This is a genomic window from Providencia sp. PROV116, assembly GCF_028482485.1.
Lineage (GTDB): Bacteria > Pseudomonadota > Gammaproteobacteria > Enterobacterales > Enterobacteriaceae > Providencia > Providencia rettgeri.
In genome coordinates this window covers 79,730-98,814 of the sequence record NZ_JAMPQO010000014.1, presented here as the reverse complement: position 1 = coordinate 98,814, position 19,085 = coordinate 79,730, and the positions used below count along the sequence as shown (strand labels likewise).

Annotated in this window: 14 protein-coding genes; 9 read left to right on the top strand and 5 right to left on the bottom strand. The window is 39.8% G+C overall.

Annotation, left to right across the window (positions count from 1 at the left end):
- The first annotated feature begins 307 nt into the window (after positions 1–307).
- The 4 genes from hpaR to PSE72_RS10255 all read left to right on the top strand — a co-directional run bounded on the left by hpaR (position 308) and on the right by PSE72_RS10255 (position 9,052).
- Positions 308–763, top strand: coding sequence for a homoprotocatechuate degradation operon regulator HpaR (hpaR, locus tag PSE72_RS10270; protein WP_004905292.1), 456 nt, complete (start codon positions 308–310; stop codon positions 761–763).
- A 634-nt stretch (positions 764–1,397) separates the two neighbouring features.
- Complete coding sequence (locus PSE72_RS10265; RefSeq protein ID WP_272690956.1) at positions 1,398–3,071, top strand: ShlB/FhaC/HecB family hemolysin secretion/activation protein; 1,674 nt, start codon at positions 1,398–1,400, stop codon at positions 3,069–3,071.
- A gap of 24 nt (positions 3,072–3,095) precedes the next feature.
- On the top strand, positions 3,096–8,438 hold the full coding sequence (locus PSE72_RS10260) for a two-partner secretion domain-containing protein (protein WP_217007896.1): 5,343 nt from the start codon (positions 3,096–3,098) through the stop codon (positions 8,436–8,438).
- A gap of 11 nt (positions 8,439–8,449) precedes the next feature.
- Positions 8,450–9,052, top strand: coding sequence for a hypothetical protein (locus PSE72_RS10255; RefSeq protein WP_004914266.1), 603 nt, complete (start codon positions 8,450–8,452; stop codon positions 9,050–9,052).
- A 138-nt stretch (positions 9,053–9,190) separates the two neighbouring features.
- Here PSE72_RS10255 and PSE72_RS10250 read toward each other — a convergent pair whose 3' ends face one another.
- The 4 genes from PSE72_RS10250 to PSE72_RS10235 form a co-directional block, all read right to left on the bottom strand.
- A complete protein-coding gene (locus PSE72_RS10250; RefSeq protein ID WP_115166684.1) occupies positions 9,191–11,197 on the bottom strand; it encodes a BCCT family transporter in 2,007 nt (668 codons plus the stop codon).
- A 418-nt stretch (positions 11,198–11,615) separates the two neighbouring features.
- Positions 11,616–11,882: a DksA/TraR family C4-type zinc finger protein gene (locus PSE72_RS10245; protein ID WP_004914260.1), complete on the bottom strand. Its 267-nt coding sequence runs from the start codon at positions 11,880–11,882 to the stop codon at positions 11,616–11,618.
- Between the two features lie 74 nt (positions 11,883–11,956).
- Positions 11,957–12,394, bottom strand: a complete 438-nt coding sequence (locus tag PSE72_RS10240) for a GNAT family N-acetyltransferase (protein ID WP_115166685.1) — start codon at positions 12,392–12,394, stop codon at positions 11,957–11,959.
- 145 nt (positions 12,395–12,539) lie between these two features.
- On the bottom strand, positions 12,540–12,863 hold the full coding sequence (locus PSE72_RS10235) for a hypothetical protein (RefSeq protein ID WP_115166686.1): 324 nt from the start codon (positions 12,861–12,863) through the stop codon (positions 12,540–12,542).
- A 305-nt stretch (positions 12,864–13,168) separates the two neighbouring features.
- Between PSE72_RS10235 and PSE72_RS10230 the strand changes: the two genes are divergently transcribed.
- Complete coding sequence (locus tag PSE72_RS10230) at positions 13,169–13,855, top strand: DUF421 domain-containing protein (protein WP_115166687.1); 687 nt, start codon at positions 13,169–13,171, stop codon at positions 13,853–13,855.
- Positions 13,856–13,904: 49 nt separating this feature from the next.
- Here the strand turns inward: PSE72_RS10230 and cptA are convergent, their stop codons facing one another.
- Complete coding sequence (cptA, locus tag PSE72_RS10225; protein WP_115166688.1) at positions 13,905–15,614, bottom strand: phosphoethanolamine transferase CptA; 1,710 nt, start codon at positions 15,612–15,614, stop codon at positions 13,905–13,907.
- A gap of 452 nt (positions 15,615–16,066) precedes the next feature.
- On the opposite strand from cptA, the gene PSE72_RS10220 reads away from it, so the two are divergent.
- From PSE72_RS10220 to PSE72_RS10205, 4 genes are all read left to right on the top strand, one after another.
- Positions 16,067–17,245, top strand: a complete 1,179-nt coding sequence (locus PSE72_RS10220) for an ion channel (RefSeq protein WP_004914242.1) — start codon at positions 16,067–16,069, stop codon at positions 17,243–17,245.
- Between the two features lie 32 nt (positions 17,246–17,277).
- Positions 17,278–17,910 carry a cytochrome c biogenesis heme-transporting ATPase CcmA gene (gene ccmA, locus PSE72_RS10215; RefSeq protein WP_004914240.1) on the top strand — a complete coding sequence of 211 codons (633 nt, stop codon included), beginning with the start codon at positions 17,278–17,280 and terminating at the stop codon, positions 17,908–17,910.
- Entirely contained in the window at positions 17,895–18,560 is a 666-nt protein-coding gene (gene ccmB / locus PSE72_RS10210; protein WP_004914238.1) for a heme exporter protein CcmB, read from the top strand. The genes ccmA and ccmB overlap by 16 nt, the downstream gene beginning before the upstream one ends.
- A 114-nt stretch (positions 18,561–18,674) precedes the next feature.
- A complete protein-coding gene (locus tag PSE72_RS10205; RefSeq protein ID WP_080641522.1) occupies positions 18,675–19,013 on the top strand; it encodes a hemagglutinin repeat-containing protein in 339 nt (112 codons plus the stop codon).
- The last annotated feature ends 72 nt before the right edge of the window (positions 19,014–19,085 follow it).

Genomic DNA, 19,085 nt, shown 5'->3' with positions numbered 1-19,085 from the left:
AATTAAGCTGTCTTTCTGTAAGGTTATGTTATAAAAGAAATTATTATTTTTTCAATTTTTTTTGATTTACAAAAAATTAACTTAAAAATGAGTTTTTAAATTATTTACTCATTAATATTTTAGGGTTTTTCTTTGAGATTGTTATTTGACCGTGCTACTCTTAAATAAGGCAAACTGGTGATGTGAAAGCTCATAGTTATGGTATGTGATTTCATCAAAGTACAGGGCCAACAAAGCGAAATGGCAACTGCCATAAAATGCCAAAATTGGGTTAAGTAACGTTAATTAAGTGGTGAGTTTTAATCTTATGCATGAATCATTGACAATTGCATTATTGCAGGCAAGAGAAACCGCAATGGGTTTTTTCCGGCCGATATTAAAGTCGTATAATTTGACTGAACAGCAATGGCGTATCATTCGAGTTTTAGCTGATAAGCGTTCAATTGATTTTCATGAATTATCAGTTCAAACCTGTATTTTGCGCCCAAGTTTAACGGGGATCCTAACCCGTATGGAGCGCGAAGGTTTAATTTTCCGCTTAAAACCGTTGAATGACCAACGTAAATTATATGTCTCTTTGACACCAGCAGGGCAAGAGCTCTATGACAAAGCACGGCAGGAAGTGGAAGAAGGTTATCAAAAAATAGAGTTGGCATTTTCACCAGAGAAAATGCAGCAATTAACCGCGTTGTTGGATGAGCTAATCGCGTTAGAGAGCCCAGATTATAGTAATATCGCTGCTGATAAGAGAAAGAGCGCCTAAATTTTCGTCATATTTCGAGCTCTAGCTGTGTTGGCTTCTTTCGGCTATTTGGGTCACATACTGGTGTATGCTTCCCAAACTATCCTCAATTGCTGCCTTGCTAGAGTTCGAACTATTTAGCAAATTAATTTGCCTTGGTCATATTTCGCATGGTGACGTTGTTGCTGGCATTCGGTGACTTACTCACATGTTGATGTATGTTCATCGAGTTATCTTCAATTGTTTCCTTCCTGCAATTCGAATTATTTAGAGTATGGCTATTACTTAAATGATTCACTTTTCCCTGTAGATTTACTGCAATCGAACTTCACTTATACTCATTAGATAAGTTCTAAATTCCCCACTGTCATATCCTTTTTTACAATTGCGAAATTACCTGCAGGGCTACTTGTGACAAATTCTTCAGTAAATTATTTTCTAATAAAATCAATCGATTGATTTTTGGTATGTAATATTAAATTTTATCGTTAATGAAGCATTAACCGAAATAATGGAATGAAATAAACACAAAAAACCGCATTAGACATGAAACTATTAAATTTTAGTCATGGTGAATATTTTTTATCTAAAAACAGTTAATGAGAATAAGTTACATTACGGTAAATTTACTGTTCGTGACGAAAATTTAAATAATATGACAAATTATCGTATTCTATGGCGTTTATTATATTTATCGTTATTCATAATTTCGCCCTATGGCTACACAGAAAATCAATTACTCCCCTCTGCACAGGAAAGTGTTCAATTTGAACAAAAACAACGGTTAGAGTCAGAGTTAATCCAACGTAATCTATTGGAAAAACAAAGCACTATTTCCATTGAAGATGCATTGCCATCTCCTTCCCAAAATGAAATATGTTTCCTTATCAGTGAGATCCAATTTGTCGGCGCCACACAGCTCACGACTAAAACTCAAACTCAGTTAACCTCACCTTATTTAAAACGCTGCCTCACACTGAGTGAAATACAAAAGCTCACTAAGCATGTGACTAATTACTATATGGAACAGGGGTTTATCACCTCTCAGGCCATCATTCCAGAGCAAGATTTATCCTCGCATCAATTGTTATTACAAGTGATTGAAGGGCATATTGAAACTATCGAGATTGAGAACTCCCCTGATCGCTTAGTTCACCAAATATTTCCTCATCAACAAGGCAAAATATTAAATCTACGGCATATTGAACAAGGGTTGGAGCAACTCAACCGATTATCATCCGCTAAGAACACTATCGATATCCAACCAGGAAGCCAAAATGGCTATTCTCGAATTATTATTCATCAGCAAGGGAAAAAATGGCCTATCACGAGCCAGCTAAACCTCGATAACACGGGTATGAAGGCAACGGGAAAACAGTTGCTAACGGGCAGTTTAACGGTAGATTCCCCCTTAGGGTTTGGTGAGCAGTGGTCAGTCTCGGGCAATACCGATATGGATGGAAGTGCATCCCATCATAGTCGTTATATCGTTGCGAATCTGAATGTGCCTTATGGTTATTGGTCATACCGTTACCAATTTTACCGTAACAGTACGCTACAGCCGTTTTATACATCGGGGCAGCAATATCGCTATGAAGGCAAAAATACCAATCAGCAGCTTGATATCAGCCGCTTAATTTATCGCGATGGAAAGCAACGGCTAACACTACAAAGTAGCTTAAAACATAAAAATGCCAACACCCAGTTAGCTTCCCAAACCCTGAGTATCAGCAGCCCAACCTTAACCTCCCTCTCATTTACCCCGCAATACAGCACCACGCTCGGACAAGGTTACTTCACGTTTAACCCTGCCGCTGAATGGGGGATATCTGCCTTTGGCGCCTCACCGGATACCCTCGCGAAAGATTCACCGCGCAGCCATTACCGCAAATTCAGTCTAAGCAGCAGTTATCAGTATTTTTTCTCTAATGGTGTGACCTATTTAACCTCATTTTACGGTCAATATTCGCCCGATAATTTATACGGCATTGAACGCATCAGCATCGGTGGTCAGTACTCTGTCCGTGGCTACCACGAGCAGTCTTTAAGTGGTAACCGAGGTGGCTATTGGCGTAATGAAATCAATAAAGACATCGCCAATATGGCAATTGGGCAACTGCGTTTTATCGGCGCGTTAGATTACGGGTTTATTGCCTCAGATAAATACCTCGTTGAACCTGACACTTTAGCAGGTGGAGCCGTTGGCCTCTCTTTTATTGGTAATAGCCTGTTTTATTCTCAGTTTTTACTCAGTAAGCCTTTGCATTATCCCTCACAACTTAAACCAGACAATTGGTCGGCTTATTGGTCGGTCTCATTCTCTCTGTAGCTTTACGTTTTTAAAGGATTATTTATGCTAAATGAACAATTGCCTTCACGGCCTAAACGGTTATTAAGTTATACCCTTATTTTCTTAACCGTTGTCTACCCCTTACACCCCGCTTGGGGAGCAGCCATGACGGCGGCCGATAAAAACACCCAAATCAGCCAACAAAATAACGTCCCGATTATTAATATTGCCACGCCGAATGGGGCGGGAATATCGCACAATAAATTTCAACAATTTAATGTGGATAAACAAGGTGCGGTACTCAATAACGCCACCACTAATGTGAATTCCCAAATTGCAGGGCAAATCAAAACCAATGCCAATTTAAAAGGAAATGCTGCCAATCTGATTATCAACGAAGTCACGGGCAGTAGCCGCTCAGAATTACAAGGTAAGTTGGAAGTGGCAGGCAAAGGCGCAAATGTTGTCATTGCCAACCCGAATGGGATTACCTGTAATGGCTGTAGTTTTGTGAACACTCCAGCAATTACTTTGACCACAGGGAAACCTATTCTGGACAACAAGGGCGCATTGTCTGCGGTTGAGGTGAAAAAAGGCAGTGTGGTTATCGGCGAAAATGGCATGAATGCCGAAGCACAAACCTATGCCGATATTATCAGCCGCGCCACCGAACTAAATGGGCAAATCAAAGCCAAGAATCTGACCTTAATGCAAGGCACCAACCGTGTTGATTTTCAAAAAGGCACCGTGACACCGATTGCAGGCGAAGGGACAAAACCCAGTATTTCCGTAGATACCAAAGCACTGGGTGGAATGTATGCCAATCAAGTGAAATTGGTCAGTACGGAATCAGGGGTTGGGATTAACCTCAGCAATGTGCAAACCAACCAAAATGACCTGACGTTAACCGTCGATGGCAAAATTACCCTTGCAGGCAATATTCAAGGGAAAAAAGACATCAATATCAGCACCAAAAACCTGCACATTAACGCTAATGTCAACGTGAATGCTGCCAAAGACATCACATTGGCCACCAACACCCTCACCAATAACGGGAAAGTTATCGCTGGTAAGGACATGCGAGTCTTTGCCGAGTCAGTAAGCAATACGGGCAATAACGCACTCATTCAGGCACAAGATAATCTGTGGATGCAAAAAAATGCCAAGGGGGATTTGAGTACCCTGATTGAGAATAAATCAGGAACGATAAAGACCAATACGGGGGATTTGGTGGTTCGGACGAAGAAACTGACAAATACGGTGAATGCATCTCCCATAAAAACTTCTAATATCAATGCAACAACTAACTATAGTGAAGATTTTGTCTCATCTTACTTTGGAAAAAGGCAAGGTGTTGTCTCGATTATTTCACTCTATCCTCGATTAGAGAGCTTCTCCTATAAAAAATGGTTCGGAAAAATTGATTTAATCAACAGTGACAGCATTAATGTTGAGCGGAAACAATATCTAAATCAAGGGGGGATTGGCGTTATAGCATCAGGGAAAAACGCCTATATTAATGCAAATGATTTAGTGAGTGATTTTGGACAAATCACTGCAAAAAATAATGTGATATTGACGGGACAAAATGCATCAATATCCTCTTTTAACTCAGGCAAGTTAGATCTTTGGTATAAATATGATAGATCTAATGCAGATTTAGGAAAATTTGCAGATGAAAGCGATGATGATGGAACTTATGATATTTTTTATGTTAGTGAGCCGATAGATTTTAAATTAATCGATAAACTTTATTCTTGGGCTCCCGAAGCCTTAAATTATAAAACGATATCGGCAGGAAATAATGTTGTCCTTGATTTTAAAAACGCCATTAATCTTGAAAGTAAGCTTCCTAGCACTGAAAAACCTATAGCAAAAATAGTACAAGTAGGTAATCCATCTTTTGCCGTTACTGCAAAAAATATTATCTTAAATTCTAATAATATAAATATTTCTACCAACTTACAGTCTGAAAATGATCTGTCTATTATCGCTGGTCAAAACATCAATATCCATGATGCACAGCTCGTTGCAAAACAATCCCAAAGCCTAATTGCCAACAACGACCTTAATCTTAAACAGGTTAATTTAACGGCTAAAGACAGTACCTTAATTTCGAAAAATGGCAATCTTCAATACAGCTTAAATCCTGTCTCTGCGTTTAAGGATAATGTCTTATCTCCTCCGGTTATCAACGCCGCAAACTCGTTACATATCCAAGCGGGTAAAAACATCTCTTTTGATAATGCGCAATTAACCAAAACCAATAAACTCACCTTCAGTGCCAATGACAATATTGTTATTCGTCGCGATGAACTCAACTTAATGAAACTCGCGGCCTCAGAGCCTGCTGCCAATATCAATGCGTTACTTACCAAAACAGGAAATTGGGCAAGTTCAGGGGAAATAAACCTCACCGCAGGCAAAAGTATTGAAGCGCATGGCATTGCCTTCAACAGTGGAAAATCACTGATGTTCAATGCAGGCCAAGATATTTTGTTAGGTTCAAAAGCGATTAAAGATGTCGACAATGTATTTAAAACTCATCGCTACCCAGAGCTGCGCTCTCAACTCATCGCAAATGGCAATATTACGTTAAATGCAGCTCGCGATATTGATTTGCAATCTGCCAATCTTCAATCCAAAGACAAAATTATCGCGCTCTCAGGTCGTGATATTAAATTAACCGCGACTGCCTACTCTGCCATTCCAAACTCCAATGAAGATAACCAAGATGTACGTTATGTCACTTCGACACTTTCCGGTGATAAAGGCGTCACGCTGGCCTCCAATGGCGCACTTACCGCACAAGGTAGCACAATCAAATCCCTAAATGACATCACACTCTCAAGCGGGGGAAATGTACGGTTAGAGTCGGTTAAAACGAATTATCGAAAACAGTCAGGGAAAACATATGAAGAGTTATATCGCCAAATTGGCACTGAAATTAACAGTGGTAAAACGCTGACCATTTTGTCTGAGGGGAGCATTCTTTTCCAAGCGTCTCGTCTCATTGCCAAAGGCGCGATGGATATTGCGGCAAAAGGTGGGTATCTCTATGCCCAAGCCATGGAGGAAAGCAGTTACTTCGAAGAGTATAAAAAGAAATGCAATAGATGGACGCTTTGTATCACGAAAAAGGAAGTGAGAAAAACACGCAGTGATAAAACCAATAAAGTCACTGAATTTACCGCAGGTGGTGATATTAACCTATATGCCAAGGATGATGTCACCTTAGAAGCCACCAAAATTAATACGGGCAAGAATGCCAAAATCACCAGTCAAACCGGTAAGGTGAATTTTAAGGCTGTCAAAAACTCGCAATTTGAACAGGTGATTACAAATTCTAACGGGTTTTATATTACACAGCGCAATAAAGGGTATACCTCAGATAAATGGATTCTACCCAGCCTTCATATTGGTGGCAAGTTGACGGTTGATGCGAATAAAGGGATCACTGCGGATGTCAAAACCAAAGAAGGACAGTCATTCGAGCAGGCGCTAGCCATATTAAGTCGCACTCCGGGGTATGAGTGGCTCGGGGACGTTAAAAATAACAAAAACATCAATTGGGCTGTTGTAAAAGATGCTTATAGCCAGTGGGATATAAAAACTGAAAGCCTTAATCCAGTCGTAGGTGCTGTGATTGCCATTGCTGTGGCGGCTGCTACTTATGGAACCTCTACAGCCGCCAGTGTTGGTGGACTTGCGAGCTCGACTGCCACAAGCATGGGGGCTTCAGCGACGACAGCGTCAATGGCTTCTGCTGCGGCACAGGCGGGGTTTGCCTCACTCGTTTCTCAAGCTTCTGTCGCGTTAGTTGAGAACAAAGGAAACCTGTCAAAAACCTTATCCAGCCTAGGGCAAAGTGATACTGCAAAATCAATTGTAACCAGTATGATTATTGCGGGTTCACTTGAAGGGTTTGATATTGCGTTATATGGCAAAGTCACTGATCCCGCCAAAGTGACCTTACCAAAGCTCAGTGACGGGAATTGGACTCAAGTCGCGCAGCGTGTGGTAGGGCAAAGTGCTATCAGCTCAACCATCGGAACAGCGATTCAAGGTGGGAGCTTCACGGACAACTTTAAAACAGCTCTACTCAGTAATGTGGCTGGGCAAATTCAAGCAGAAGGGGCTAACCTGATAGGCGATAAATTCCAGTATTTATATGTAGATAAACAGGGAAAAATCATCGGTCATGCTGGAAAGACACTTAGCCATATGGCATTGGCAGGATTGAGTGCCGAAATATCTGGGGCTAATGTCAAAGGCGCCGTTGTTGGTGCATTAGCGGCAGAGTTAGCTGCAATAACATTGAACAGTAAATTGTTTGAGCCTAAATATCTCAATGAGCAAGAAAGACAACTTGCATTGGTACAAGATGCTATCAAAGGTAATGAAGCCAAAACTCAATTCACTAAAGTCTTAGGTGGACTTGCAGGGGCATTAATTACCCATAAGCCGGAAGGCGCTTTTTCTGCCGCTAATTCTGCTGAATTGGTTTATACATATAATTATACAGAGCATCAACTCCAGCAAATAATTATAGAGAACAATCTCGATATGATGGCGGCAGCTAAGGGAGATAAAGCCGCCGCGAAACGTGTTACTGCGCGCCAAGAAGCGGCAATATTTGTTGGTTTTGTTGCAGCAGGTGGATATGTCGCAGTTATTGGCGGTGAAATTGTTCTAGCAGCATCTCCTGAAATATTAGCTGCAGCAAAATTAGGAATGCAGGGATGTAAAGCAGGGCTAGTGCTCTGCATTAATAAACTAGCCATTAGTTCAGCTGAGGTTATTGCACCAGAAACCGCTATTTCTAGCGGGGCAGCTTTAGGAGCAGGTTATAAATTATTAGCAAGCTCAGAGGAGGCGGCAAAAGCACTCGCAAGTACCACCATGAACAGCTCAAAGCATATGCTAATGGCTGGAAAACAAGATGCGAGTAAACTAAAGTCTCTCCTAGACGCTGAAAAACTACGTGTTGAGGCTAATAAAAAAGTTATTGAGGAAATTAATAAATTTTCGTCAAAAAATAAAGCTAGAGATACAGCAACCATGGTTGCTGCATATGATATAAAAAGTGGCACTATCATTGTCAAAGGTAGCGTAGGTAATAAAATTGAGGCCGATATGCTTCATAAAGATACAATAACTCTTCTCAAGAAAAAGTTGGGGGGAGCTGATGTTGGGACTAAAACTATTTATTGTAATAATATTGTTGGGGGATGTGGAGAGGTATTAGCTGCCGACCAGCTAATAAGGCAAGGAGTTAAACCAACAGACATAAGGATTTCACAAGCGTATAGACCTAGAGATGCTCATGGATTCGATATATCAGAAGTTCCGCCGGAAGCACTAGTATCTACTTGTAAAAATTGTATTAAAGTATTTGTCGAATAATAAGGATATCTATGGAATTACAGTTAGATAATAATTGGTCACCCGATTTTGCTTGTAATTATACTTGGGTCGCCAGAGATAAAAATGGATTGCTATCCTTGATGTTAAGTAATGGTTATGGTTGGCTACCTAGAGTTTTACTTAACTCATCTATTAGCCAAAATGATGTTAACCTTTTATGTGAATATATAGATGGAGACTCAACAGAATATATTAACGAAATAAATTTGAATGGTAGTTATACAATCGATTTATATTCAATCTACTCTTATGAATCATACCGAGATAAGAATGAATTAATAAAAAGTTTTAATTCTAGACTTGAAAATAATAAAAATTGTATTGCTTCTTTAGCTACCAAAATGGGAATGTTTTGTTATGAGGCTTTAGAGTTACCTTCAGAAGGTGATAACTACCCAATTGGTTATGATGGTGAAACAAAAATGGGAGATTATTATCGTTTTATTGTTCCGACAGTATTTTTAACAATAGATGACATCCCTGTCCCTCTTCGAAATTATATTGTTGTCTCAGACACGCTTGATTTTACAAAAGATAGGCTACTGGATAACGATAAAATTAGTGAGTATTTTCCGCGTATGTACCATGACTAAGGTTATGGGCTATTAAGCGAAAAAATAAAACAAGGCAAAGCTAGGAAAGAATCATAAATAACCGCCATCTTTACGTAACGATGGCGGTTACTACTGTGTAAACTTCAGTCTTTAATATTCAATCTCACTCTTTTTGGGCTACTTCCCCAACAAGTGTAAAAAGTGAATATGTTTTTCGTACTGATCAAGAATATCGTGAATGATCTGCTCTTTTGCCCAGCCCATCACATCGTAGTCTTGCCCACCTTCTTTTAAGTGAATTTCAGCGCGGTAGTAGCGTTGCTCTTCACTCTTTTCATCATCACTTTCTGTGCCCATACCCGCTAAGGCAAATGACGGTTGAATATAGTAACGGAGGCGAACTTCGTATAAAAAGTTCATATCTTCGCCTAAATCGACCTCAAAACCTATTCGGTCATCTTTATCGGTATGGATATGGCATACAGTACCTTGTTTAGCCAGTTCTTCAGAGACCATTTCCATTGATGGCTTCACAGATTCTTCCATAAAGCGCTTAACATGTGCGCGTTTAGGGAAATATACGATGTTGCGTAAACGCCTTTGCCATGGAATAGGGTTACGACTGGCGGTTGGGGCGATGGTCGCTAATTGCTGGCTATCGCGTTTATACGCATCAACTCGAAGTGCTTTAAATAACCCATAAATAGAGGCCAGTAACACCATCGCAAACGGTAGCGCACTGGCTATTGTCAGTGTTTGCAAGGCTTGCAAACCACCGGCTAACAGCATGGTAATGGCAACGACACCCATTAACCCAGCCCAAAAAATACGCTGCCAAATTGGGGTATTTGAGTCACCACCAGAGGCTAGGGTATCAACGACCATAGCGCCTGAATCTGCTGAAGTAACAAAGAATACAATTACCATCAACATAGCAAAAAAGGAGAGCACAGAAGAAAATGGGAAGTAATTAAGAAACTCAAATAAAGCGAGAGACACATCAGCTTGTACCGTATCTGCTAATAGTGTTGCGCCTTTATTTTTGATTAAATCTATCGCCGTGTTACCAAAGAACGTCATCCACATCAATGTGAACCCTGCAGGGACGAATAATACGCCCATGACAAATTCACGGATGGTGCGGCCGCGGGAGATACGTGCAATAAACATCCCGACAAATGGTGACCATGATAACCACCAACCCCAATACAGTAAGGTCCAACCCCCTAACCAGCCACTGGACTTAGGTTCATACGCATATAAATTAAAGGTTTTAGTGACGATCTCTGATAGATAACCCCCCGTATTTTCAACGAAAGATTTAAGCAGAAGCACTGTTGGCCCTAAAGCAACAATAAGTACCAGTAATAAGAAAGCAAGGCCAAGGTTGAGTTCAGATAAAATACGGATACCTTTATCAAGGCCTGAAACCACAGAAAGTGTCGCTAAACCCGTAAAGGTGATAATTAAGATCACCTGTACAGTTTCATTCACAGGCCAACCAAACAAATGGTTTAAACCTGCGTTTACTTGTAGCACACCGAACCCGAGAGAAGTGGCAACACCAAATACGGTACCGACAACGGCAAAGACATCAACCGCATGACCAATAGGGCCATAAATTCGCTCACCAATAATTGGGTAAAGGGCGGAGCGTAATGTGAGAGGGAGGCCGTGGCGATAGCTAAAAAACGCTAAAATTAATGCGACAATGGCGTAAATCGCCCAAGCATGTAACCCCCAGTGGAAGAACGTTAAGCGCATAGCCTCTTTAGCGGCTTCAACCGTTTGTGCTTCACCGACCGGTGGGTTGAGGTAGTGCATTACGGGTTCTGCAACCCCAAAGAACATTAAGCCGATCCCCATACCTGCGGAGAACAGCATCGCAAACCATGACACATAGCTAAAATTTGGCAGGGCATGGTCTGGGCCCAATTTTATTTGCCCGTAACGGGAGAGTCCCAGATAAGTCACACTCAAAAGAATAATTGCGACAGCAAGAATGTAGAACCAACTTGCGTTATTGAATAAATTTTGTTGAAGATGACTTAGATGAGATTCTGCGACTTCTGGCATCAAAGCGGCAAAGCCAACGATAACCAAAATAATAATGGCAGAGCTATAAAACACAGGGGGACTAATTTTAGAACGAACTTTTTTAGAATCAGTAGCAATTTGACTCATAACAACCTTCTTTTGTTTTATTTTATTTTTGGCATACCGAAATCGACAAAGTATGCAGCGAGCTGTCCTTCTTAATGAAACAATGAATAATTGCGAAAAGGTTCCCTAAGGAAACAAGATAGAAAGAACAATAATATGGTGTTGATGACAGGCTAAACTGCCTAAAGTAGTAATGAAATCCGAGTCTTTGCCACCTTCATAAGTTAAAAAATAGGCGGTTATACTGCCATGATATAGATGAATGATCAACAAAAGTGGGAAATAAGATTAAATAAGGGATGAAAATATCATGTTAATTATCATTAAATTAATAGTTAATGATGCACTATTTACATGTTTTACCAATAAGTTAACGCAAATACGTGAAAGTAAGTGCTAGGTAAGTAAAAAGCACAGATAAATTGGGATGAAAATGTAACTAACGTAATTGGCTATCCTTACTGGCACGTCGATTATAGCCGCTAAACGTAGATTGTTTTTTATCTAATTCATTTTGGCAGTTAACACAGAATTTAACGCCGGGTAATGCTAAGCGGCGGGCTTCAGGAATGGCTTCACCACACTCCTCACAAAACTCGGCGCTTTCACCGGAGTGTAATTGCCGTCGCGCTTTTGCTACCGCATCATCAAGAGTGGCATCAATTTGTTCTTGAACGGCATCTTCATTTGCCCAACCATTTGCCATTATTCACCTCTATTTGATTAAATCTTGACCTTCTATCAATATAGGGACGAGAGAATTTAATTCAAGGGCAATTATTACTCTAAAGATAATGTCATGTAAATGTGGTCCATTCCGTCTTCATCATACATTTCGCCTTCAGTTTGATACCCAAGGGTATGGTAAAAATCAATGGCCGTATGTTGTGCTGAAAGAGCAATCTTAGGGTAATGGTGGGAGCGACCATATTGTTCTACAAATTTCATTAGTTCACGTCCAAGCCCTTTGCCGCGGTGTGGCTTTTGTACTGCGACACGACCAACTTTGATGAGAGTGTCTTCAAGTAGTACGCAGCGTAATACAGCTGCTGGCTGATCATTTAAATACAAAACCACATGTAATGCGGATTCATCATATTCATCGACATCGATATCAGCGGGGAACCCCTGCTCTTGAGTAAAAACTTGTTGGCGCAGACTGAAAGCATCGGTAAGGAGTTCTGGGTTTGCGTACCCAATACTGTGTTTAATTTGCATTAGTTTTCCTAATTGCTAATGAATAAGAAGTGTAATTATATCGTGGAATGGCGAACTAGTTAGGCGGGTTTTGTTGTTTTTTTTTGCACCAAATAAGAATGCAGGCATTTAAAGCCCACATTCTTGAAGAGAACTGAGGAGAAAATTATTTTTTATCAGTTTCAGCGTCATTTTCTGCTTTGAGCGATTCCGTTTTTTCTTTCATATCGGTTGCTACTTCATCGGCTTTATTAATCGCATCTGTTTTGACTTCTTGGCTTAGCTCTGACGCGTTTTGTTTCAACTCTTCAGCTTTATTTTTTGCATCTTCAGTCAGTTCATTGGCTTTTTTTTCACCATCTTCTTTTAATTGCTGTGCTTTTTCTTCTGCTTGTTTAACGGTATCACTTGGTTTTGGGGAGTCATCACAACCAGCGATAACAGTAACAAGACCCGCGAAAAGAAGTGAAGTAATGAGTTTTATATTCATAAACATATCCTTAGCACGATGTAGGTAAAAACATTATTAAATCCCGATATTGGCATGATTGCCAATGTGTATATTTAACTATAGTTGAAATTAAGAGTATTATAAACCAAATATCTAACGCACTGAAATGTAAAGATGTTTTTAGAATTTGGATTCGGATTGAAACCTATTTTTTGGGAAAATAATCGTTTGTTCCATGCTATAGCGCTATAAAAGGTAGATAATCAAGCTAAACTGATCGAAACTTAATAGTTAAATAAATAATGAAAACAAATGTATGTTTTAGATAACAAAGGAATAGCAATATGGCGTACTATTATTCGTTGATTATTTTAAAGTTTATTATCGGTTTTGCCATTGTTATCATTCATATGAATCTATCGGGAAAAACGCAGCTTTCTCAAATGACTCCTATTGATTTCATTGGTAATTTCGTCTTAGGGGGCATTATTGGCGGGGTGATTTACAGTGATACTATCCCATTGTACCAGTATGTGACTATTTTAATTATTGGTGTTTTGTTTATTAGCTTTTTAAACTTTTTAACAAAAAGATTTAATTTTTTTCGTAATGTGGCGATTGGTAATCCCATACCCATCATTAAAAAAGGCCAATTTATAATGGAAAACATTTTAGAGAAAGCCAATAAGATAGACCTTATCAATATTTCATCTCGAATTCATGCGCAAGGAATTCACTCTTTTCAAGAGATTTATTATGCACAAATAGAGCCCGATGGGCAGTTAACTATTATTTGCGATGAAAAAAATATGCCATCAGTGATCCTGATAAAAGAAGGGGTTATTAGAAGCTATGGTTTGGAGTCCATCGAAAGAGATGAAAGCTGGTTAATGCAGCAAATTGAATTACAAGGCATTGAATCAATAAGTGATATTTTCTTGGCTGAATTTTGGCGCGGTGAAGTCACGTTTATTTTGCGAGATGGTAAAATAAACCGCAAAAATGCACAGCATCTAAAAGTTATTGCTTAAATGAATAGGTCGGTGAAATACAAAAAATATTTCACCGACAGAGGCTTAATTATTTTTTCAAATCATCATAGAGCATTAATGAGGATTTATTATCTGGGTCACCAATATATCGAGGCTGAGGCTTAAATGATTCATTAAATAGGCTTTTTTCAGGTTCAAATCCAGTATAGTTTAAACCCGCTAAATCAGACCAAGCATAGATAAAGTCCATATTACTGAACGGTCGAGTTGTTTTATCATTCAAATCAAATTGATGAGTTGATAACCACTCGGGTGATTGCCAAACTAGGAAAGGCACATTATAAATGACTTTACTCGGCTTACCTTCACTACGCCCTAACATTTCATGGGGCGGGGTATCATAAACATCTTCACCGTGGTCCGAGAAAAATACCAAAAAACCATTTTCTTTTGAAGAATCAAAGTCTTTGATTAATGTTGAAACAACATAGTCATTATAATGTTGTGCGTTATCATACGCATTATAATCTTTTACTTCGTCCTCATTTAAATTAGCGGGAACTACGCTATCTTTGTCTTTGAAAATAGCTTTATCTTCAGGATAGCGGAATTCATAGCGCATATGAGTCCCTAACAGATGAACAACGATAAATTTCTTTTCAGCAGGGTCTGCAAGTGCTTCTTTGAATGGAGAAAAAACCACGTCATCATAGATACGTGAGCTTTGAGCCATATCATTATTCAAATAATATTGCTTATCTGTTTGGCGAGAGAACGCAGTTAATAAGGTATTACGTTCAGTCATTGTCTGCTGGTTGGTGATCCAAAACGTTTTAAAGCCCGCTTGCTTCATCATATTCATTATAGAAGGGCGTGAATTGAACAGTTCAGGTTCAGTTTGTGTCGCAAACGTCAGAATTTGCTGTAGCGCTTCAATGGTATAAGGTCGTGATGTCACAACATCATTGAATACTGATAAGTTGTTAGGATAATCCCTTGCAAGTTCTTCTAACTCAGGCGTGGTTGGGCGTGAATAACCATACAGGCTCATTCTATCGCGGCTGGTGGACTCACCAATCACTAATACAAATGTACGTGGTGTATCACCGTTTGCATCGACGAAGTTTTCTAGTGGCGGAATTTTACTGTTGTCACGGATTAGCTCTTCCATGTTTGCCAACTGGTTTTTATATAAAAAGTAACCGCTAACAAATTGCCATGGTGCAGCATAGGCGAGTTTACTATTCAAATAAGACGCAACATTAGCCATTGGTCGGTCTTGTTTTATCCCTTTGTTATAATAAGGAATTCCGAATAAAATAACTAAAATCAGTAATGAAATACCAATTCGCCCTGGTTTGGGTAATGTGACAGGTTTTAGACGCGTCCAAAGGAAAATCGCCACGACAGTATAGGCGAGTATGACGCCTAGGACTTTGAAGCTAAAATATTGCTTAAGAAATTCACCAGCTTCATTGGTATTAGTTTCAAACATGACGAACATGACACTTTGCGATATTTGGTGGCCATAAACCACAAAATAGGCGAGTGCGACAACAGAGGATAGCCAAAGAACAATACCTATCATCCCAGCAACTAATTTGATTCTTTTTGGGAACAATAAAGCAGGGATTAGCCAAAGGGAACTATAAAGTAGTGAGTCTCTAAGGCCAATGGAGTTACTTTGCCCTGTTACGAGCACATACAGCTGTAATAACGATGAAAAATACCAAAAGTAGATTAGTAACCAGAACAGAGAGATCCAGCTAAACTTTTCCGAGTGTGTAGTGTTACTCATAGGTTTTTAAACTCTTGTTTTCTATTATTGTTAAGTCGAATTGAAAAATAATTGAGAAATCGATTTTTAGATATGAAGATGTAATTTAAGTTCCCCATACTCGTCATCTTTCAAGATGCAGGGGTGTTAACTGCACTCCGCTCGCCAAGTCACATAGTTTACCTATGCTCCTTGCCTATTGTCATTTGTCGCCTACCTGCCTCTTGAAATATTTAGAGTATGAATCGTCATCTTTCAAGATGCAGGGGGTTAACTGCACTTCTGAGCCAAGTTACAGCTCGAAACTGTTTCTATGATATTGCATTATAGACAATGTTTTATACGTTGATACTAAAACAGTAAAATCTTGAATTATTGTTTAATAATATTTCATTCAGTTGATATTATCTTTTAACCTATTTATGGTGTATAAAAATTTGACCAACATTATCAATAAAGGGTGAGAGCAACTTATGTTAGACAACTCATTTGTGGCTTTTTTGAAATCATCCTTATCAATCAGGGTGCTGCTCTCATTATTAATTATTATTGATGGCACAATGATTCTAAAGCCTGTGTTAAGTGCTTATACCGACTATATTGATTGGCGTGAGTCTGGGCTGACACAGTGGTTGAAATCACTCGGTTTTATGAAACTGCTGGATATTCCTCGTTTTCTATTGGGGATTTCGCTTATCTTCCTATCGCTATTTATGGTTAATGGAGCCCGTATCGCCTGGGTGTTCTCATTATTTTTACTTGGAATTATTTCATTTGTTGATTTGAGGTTAGCGCAAGAAAACATTCACCAAGGTTATTTCTCGCTCTTTTTATTAATTGCATTGTGTGTGTTTTGGAAGCTATATCATCATCATAGCTTAACTAGTGCAGGGTTTGTGGCGATCACGTGTATTATCGCATTGTTGCTTTACTCCATTTTTGGCACTTTATACATTGGTAATGAATTTTCGCCAGTGGTTAAAGATGGCACTACGGCCTTTTATTTTGCTTTAGTATGCATGACGACGGTCGGGTTTGGTGACATTGTACCGGTCACCGTGGATGCGCGTGTGTTCACGGTGACAGTGATTATTTTAGGGATCACAATTTTTACCACTTCAGTGGTTTATATTGTTGGGGTGTTAGCAAAAGGCACGAAAGAAATTGTGCGTAAGAGGTTTTCTTATATGAAAAATCATTATGTGGTGATTGGTAGCACACCGATGGCCGTCAATGTTTATCAAGGGCTGAAAAAACGAGAGCTACCTGTAGCCGTGATTTGCCAAGAAAACCATCGTAGCCATTATCCAGAAAAAGATAACATTGTAACGGGCGACCCCACCAGTTCGGAATTGCTTGCAGCAGCAAACGTAAAACATGCTAAGTGCGTACTGGTGATGACGGATAGCGATTCGCTCAGCACTTTTGCCCTATTGGGCGTGAAAGAACAAGCGGGTGTTGAGGGCACTGTGAAAACCGTGGTGTTAATTAACCAAGAAAGTAATATGGATAAAGTTCGCTTACTTAAACCTGATATGTTGTTTTCATTATCGACCTTAGGTTCAGAGGTTTTGATGCAAGTGCTTTGCGGTGAAGCAATATCGAGTGACTCTATTAGTGATATGCTGTTGAACAAAGTTGCAAAAAGCTAACCTCAAAATAAAAACAACAGGAATTGTGCTTCATGCTAAGTGCTCAACAAGTGAGTTGCCATCGGCAAAATAGGGTGTTATTCCATCAACTTGATTTTATTGTGCAGCCCAGTGAAATCTTACAAGTTGAAGGGCCTAATGGAGCGGGAAAAACAACCCTGCTACGTATGATGGCTGGGTTATTAAAACCCGATGAAGGTGCGGTCTGTTGGAATAATCAATCGATTGATAAGCTAAAAGAAGAATTCACTCGCCATTTACTTTATTTAGGCCACAAACCTGCGGTTAAATCGTTACTGACACCTTATGAAAACCTCAAGTTTTATTATCAAATGCACCATAAAGGGCATGAAGGCGAGCGGATTTGGTCTGCTTTAGAGGAAGTTTCATTAATCGGTTATGAAGATATTCCTGTTAGTCAACTTTCTGCAGGGCAACAACGGCGCGTTAATTTAGCCAGGCTATGGCTAAGCGAAGCCCCTCTGTGGATACTTGATGAGCCTTTCACCGCAATTGATGTGGCGGGAGTCGCTCGTTTAACAGAACGTTTTCATCAGCATGCAGAGCAGGGGGGTATTATTTTGTTTACCTCTCACCAAGCGATGTCAGGGCAATTTGGTTCACTAAAACTGACGGGTGGGGTTGAATCATGTTTTGGTTATTAATTAAACGGGAGCTTAAAATTGCTTTCCGAGGTTTTTCTGAGCTCGTTAACCCGTTGTGGTTTTTCTTAATTGTTATCACATTATTTCCGCTTAGTATCGGTCCTGAGCCTCAATTATTAGCGCGTATTGCCGTTGGGGTATTTTGGGTCGCGGCTATTTTGTCTTCACTATTATCACTAGAGCGTTTATTTAAGGATGACTATCTTGATGGCTCCCTTGAGCAATTGTTACTTGCGCCACATCCTTTATTTATAACCGTATTTGCTAAGGTGATCGCCCACTGGCTAGTAACTGGGTTGCCATTGATCTTGTTATCTCCGGTTGCGGCATTAATGTTGTCTTTTAGTGCAGACACGCTATTGGTGTTGGCGGGTACTTTATTACTAGGGACGCCGGTATTAAGTTTTATTGGCGCGATTGGTGCGGCATTAACGGTTTCCTTAAAAAAAGGCGGGGTTTTAGTTAGTCTGCTCGTTTTGCCGCTTTATATTCCAGTGCTTATTTATGCAACGGGTACGATGGAGGCACATAGCTTTAAAATGCCTCTCGATGGCTATTTTGCCATTCTTGCCGCGTTATTTGCAGCGAGCATTACCTTTTCTCCTCTCGCTATCGCCGCTGCATTGAAACTGAATATAAGTAATAGTTAGATATTTTTCCTTTCACAGAATATAAGGGCAAAGTAAAACTGCCCTTGAGGTTGTTGACAAAGCGGGATAAAGCGTATTTTTTCCCGCTTTGTGTTATCAGCCGAAAATCAATAAATTGTTTTTCCTTGTTTATTTTCTAGCCTTGGCGAACTGGCTTTAAACACAACGACCGTTATTAATCAACTTTCAGGTGAGATCAGTGGACAAAATACCCGGATAACTGCCAAAAATGATATCAACCTGACCAGTGCGACGAATACGCAAACGGTGGATGGCAAAAATGAAAGTAAAGGTGGCTCAATCGGTGCGGGTATCAGTACAGGCGGTTGGAATGTCAATGCGAGTGTGAATAAAGGCAGCGGATTTGAAAAGAGTGACAGCCAGTTTTATACCGACACAGAAGTGACCGCTGGCATTCACGCCCAGCTCGATGGTGCGGTCATTAGCAGTTAGGCAAACAAATCACGGATATTGCGGGACGGATGCAAGTCTTAGAAAATACTGGGACTTGCATTAATAAACTTA

Coding starts and splice junctions, on each gene's coding strand:
- hpaR (WP_004905292.1), top strand. CDS start 308: ATGCATGAATCATTGACAATTGCATTATTGCAGGCAAGAGAAACCGCA.
- PSE72_RS10265 (WP_272690956.1), top strand. CDS start 1,398: ATGACAAATTATCGTATTCTATGGCGTTTATTATATTTATCGTTATTC.
- PSE72_RS10260 (WP_217007896.1), top strand. CDS start 3,096: ATGCTAAATGAACAATTGCCTTCACGGCCTAAACGGTTATTAAGTTAT.
- PSE72_RS10255 (WP_004914266.1), top strand. CDS start 8,450: ATGGAATTACAGTTAGATAATAATTGGTCACCCGATTTTGCTTGTAAT.
- PSE72_RS10250 (WP_115166684.1), bottom strand. CDS start 11,197: ATGAGTCAAATTGCTACTGATTCTAAAAAAGTTCGTTCTAAAATTAGT.
- PSE72_RS10245 (WP_004914260.1), bottom strand. CDS start 11,882: ATGGCAAATGGTTGGGCAAATGAAGATGCCGTTCAAGAACAAATTGAT.
- PSE72_RS10240 (WP_115166685.1), bottom strand. CDS start 12,394: ATGCAAATTAAACACAGTATTGGGTACGCAAACCCAGAACTCCTTACC.
- PSE72_RS10235 (WP_115166686.1), bottom strand. CDS start 12,863: ATGAATATAAAACTCATTACTTCACTTCTTTTCGCGGGTCTTGTTACT.
- PSE72_RS10230 (WP_115166687.1), top strand. CDS start 13,169: ATGGCGTACTATTATTCGTTGATTATTTTAAAGTTTATTATCGGTTTT.
- cptA (WP_115166688.1), bottom strand. CDS start 15,614: ATGAGTAACACTACACACTCGGAAAAGTTTAGCTGGATCTCTCTGTTC.
- PSE72_RS10220 (WP_004914242.1), top strand. CDS start 16,067: ATGTTAGACAACTCATTTGTGGCTTTTTTGAAATCATCCTTATCAATC.
- ccmA (WP_004914240.1), top strand. CDS start 17,278: ATGCTAAGTGCTCAACAAGTGAGTTGCCATCGGCAAAATAGGGTGTTA.
- ccmB (WP_004914238.1), top strand. CDS start 17,895: ATGTTTTGGTTATTAATTAAACGGGAGCTTAAAATTGCTTTCCGAGGT.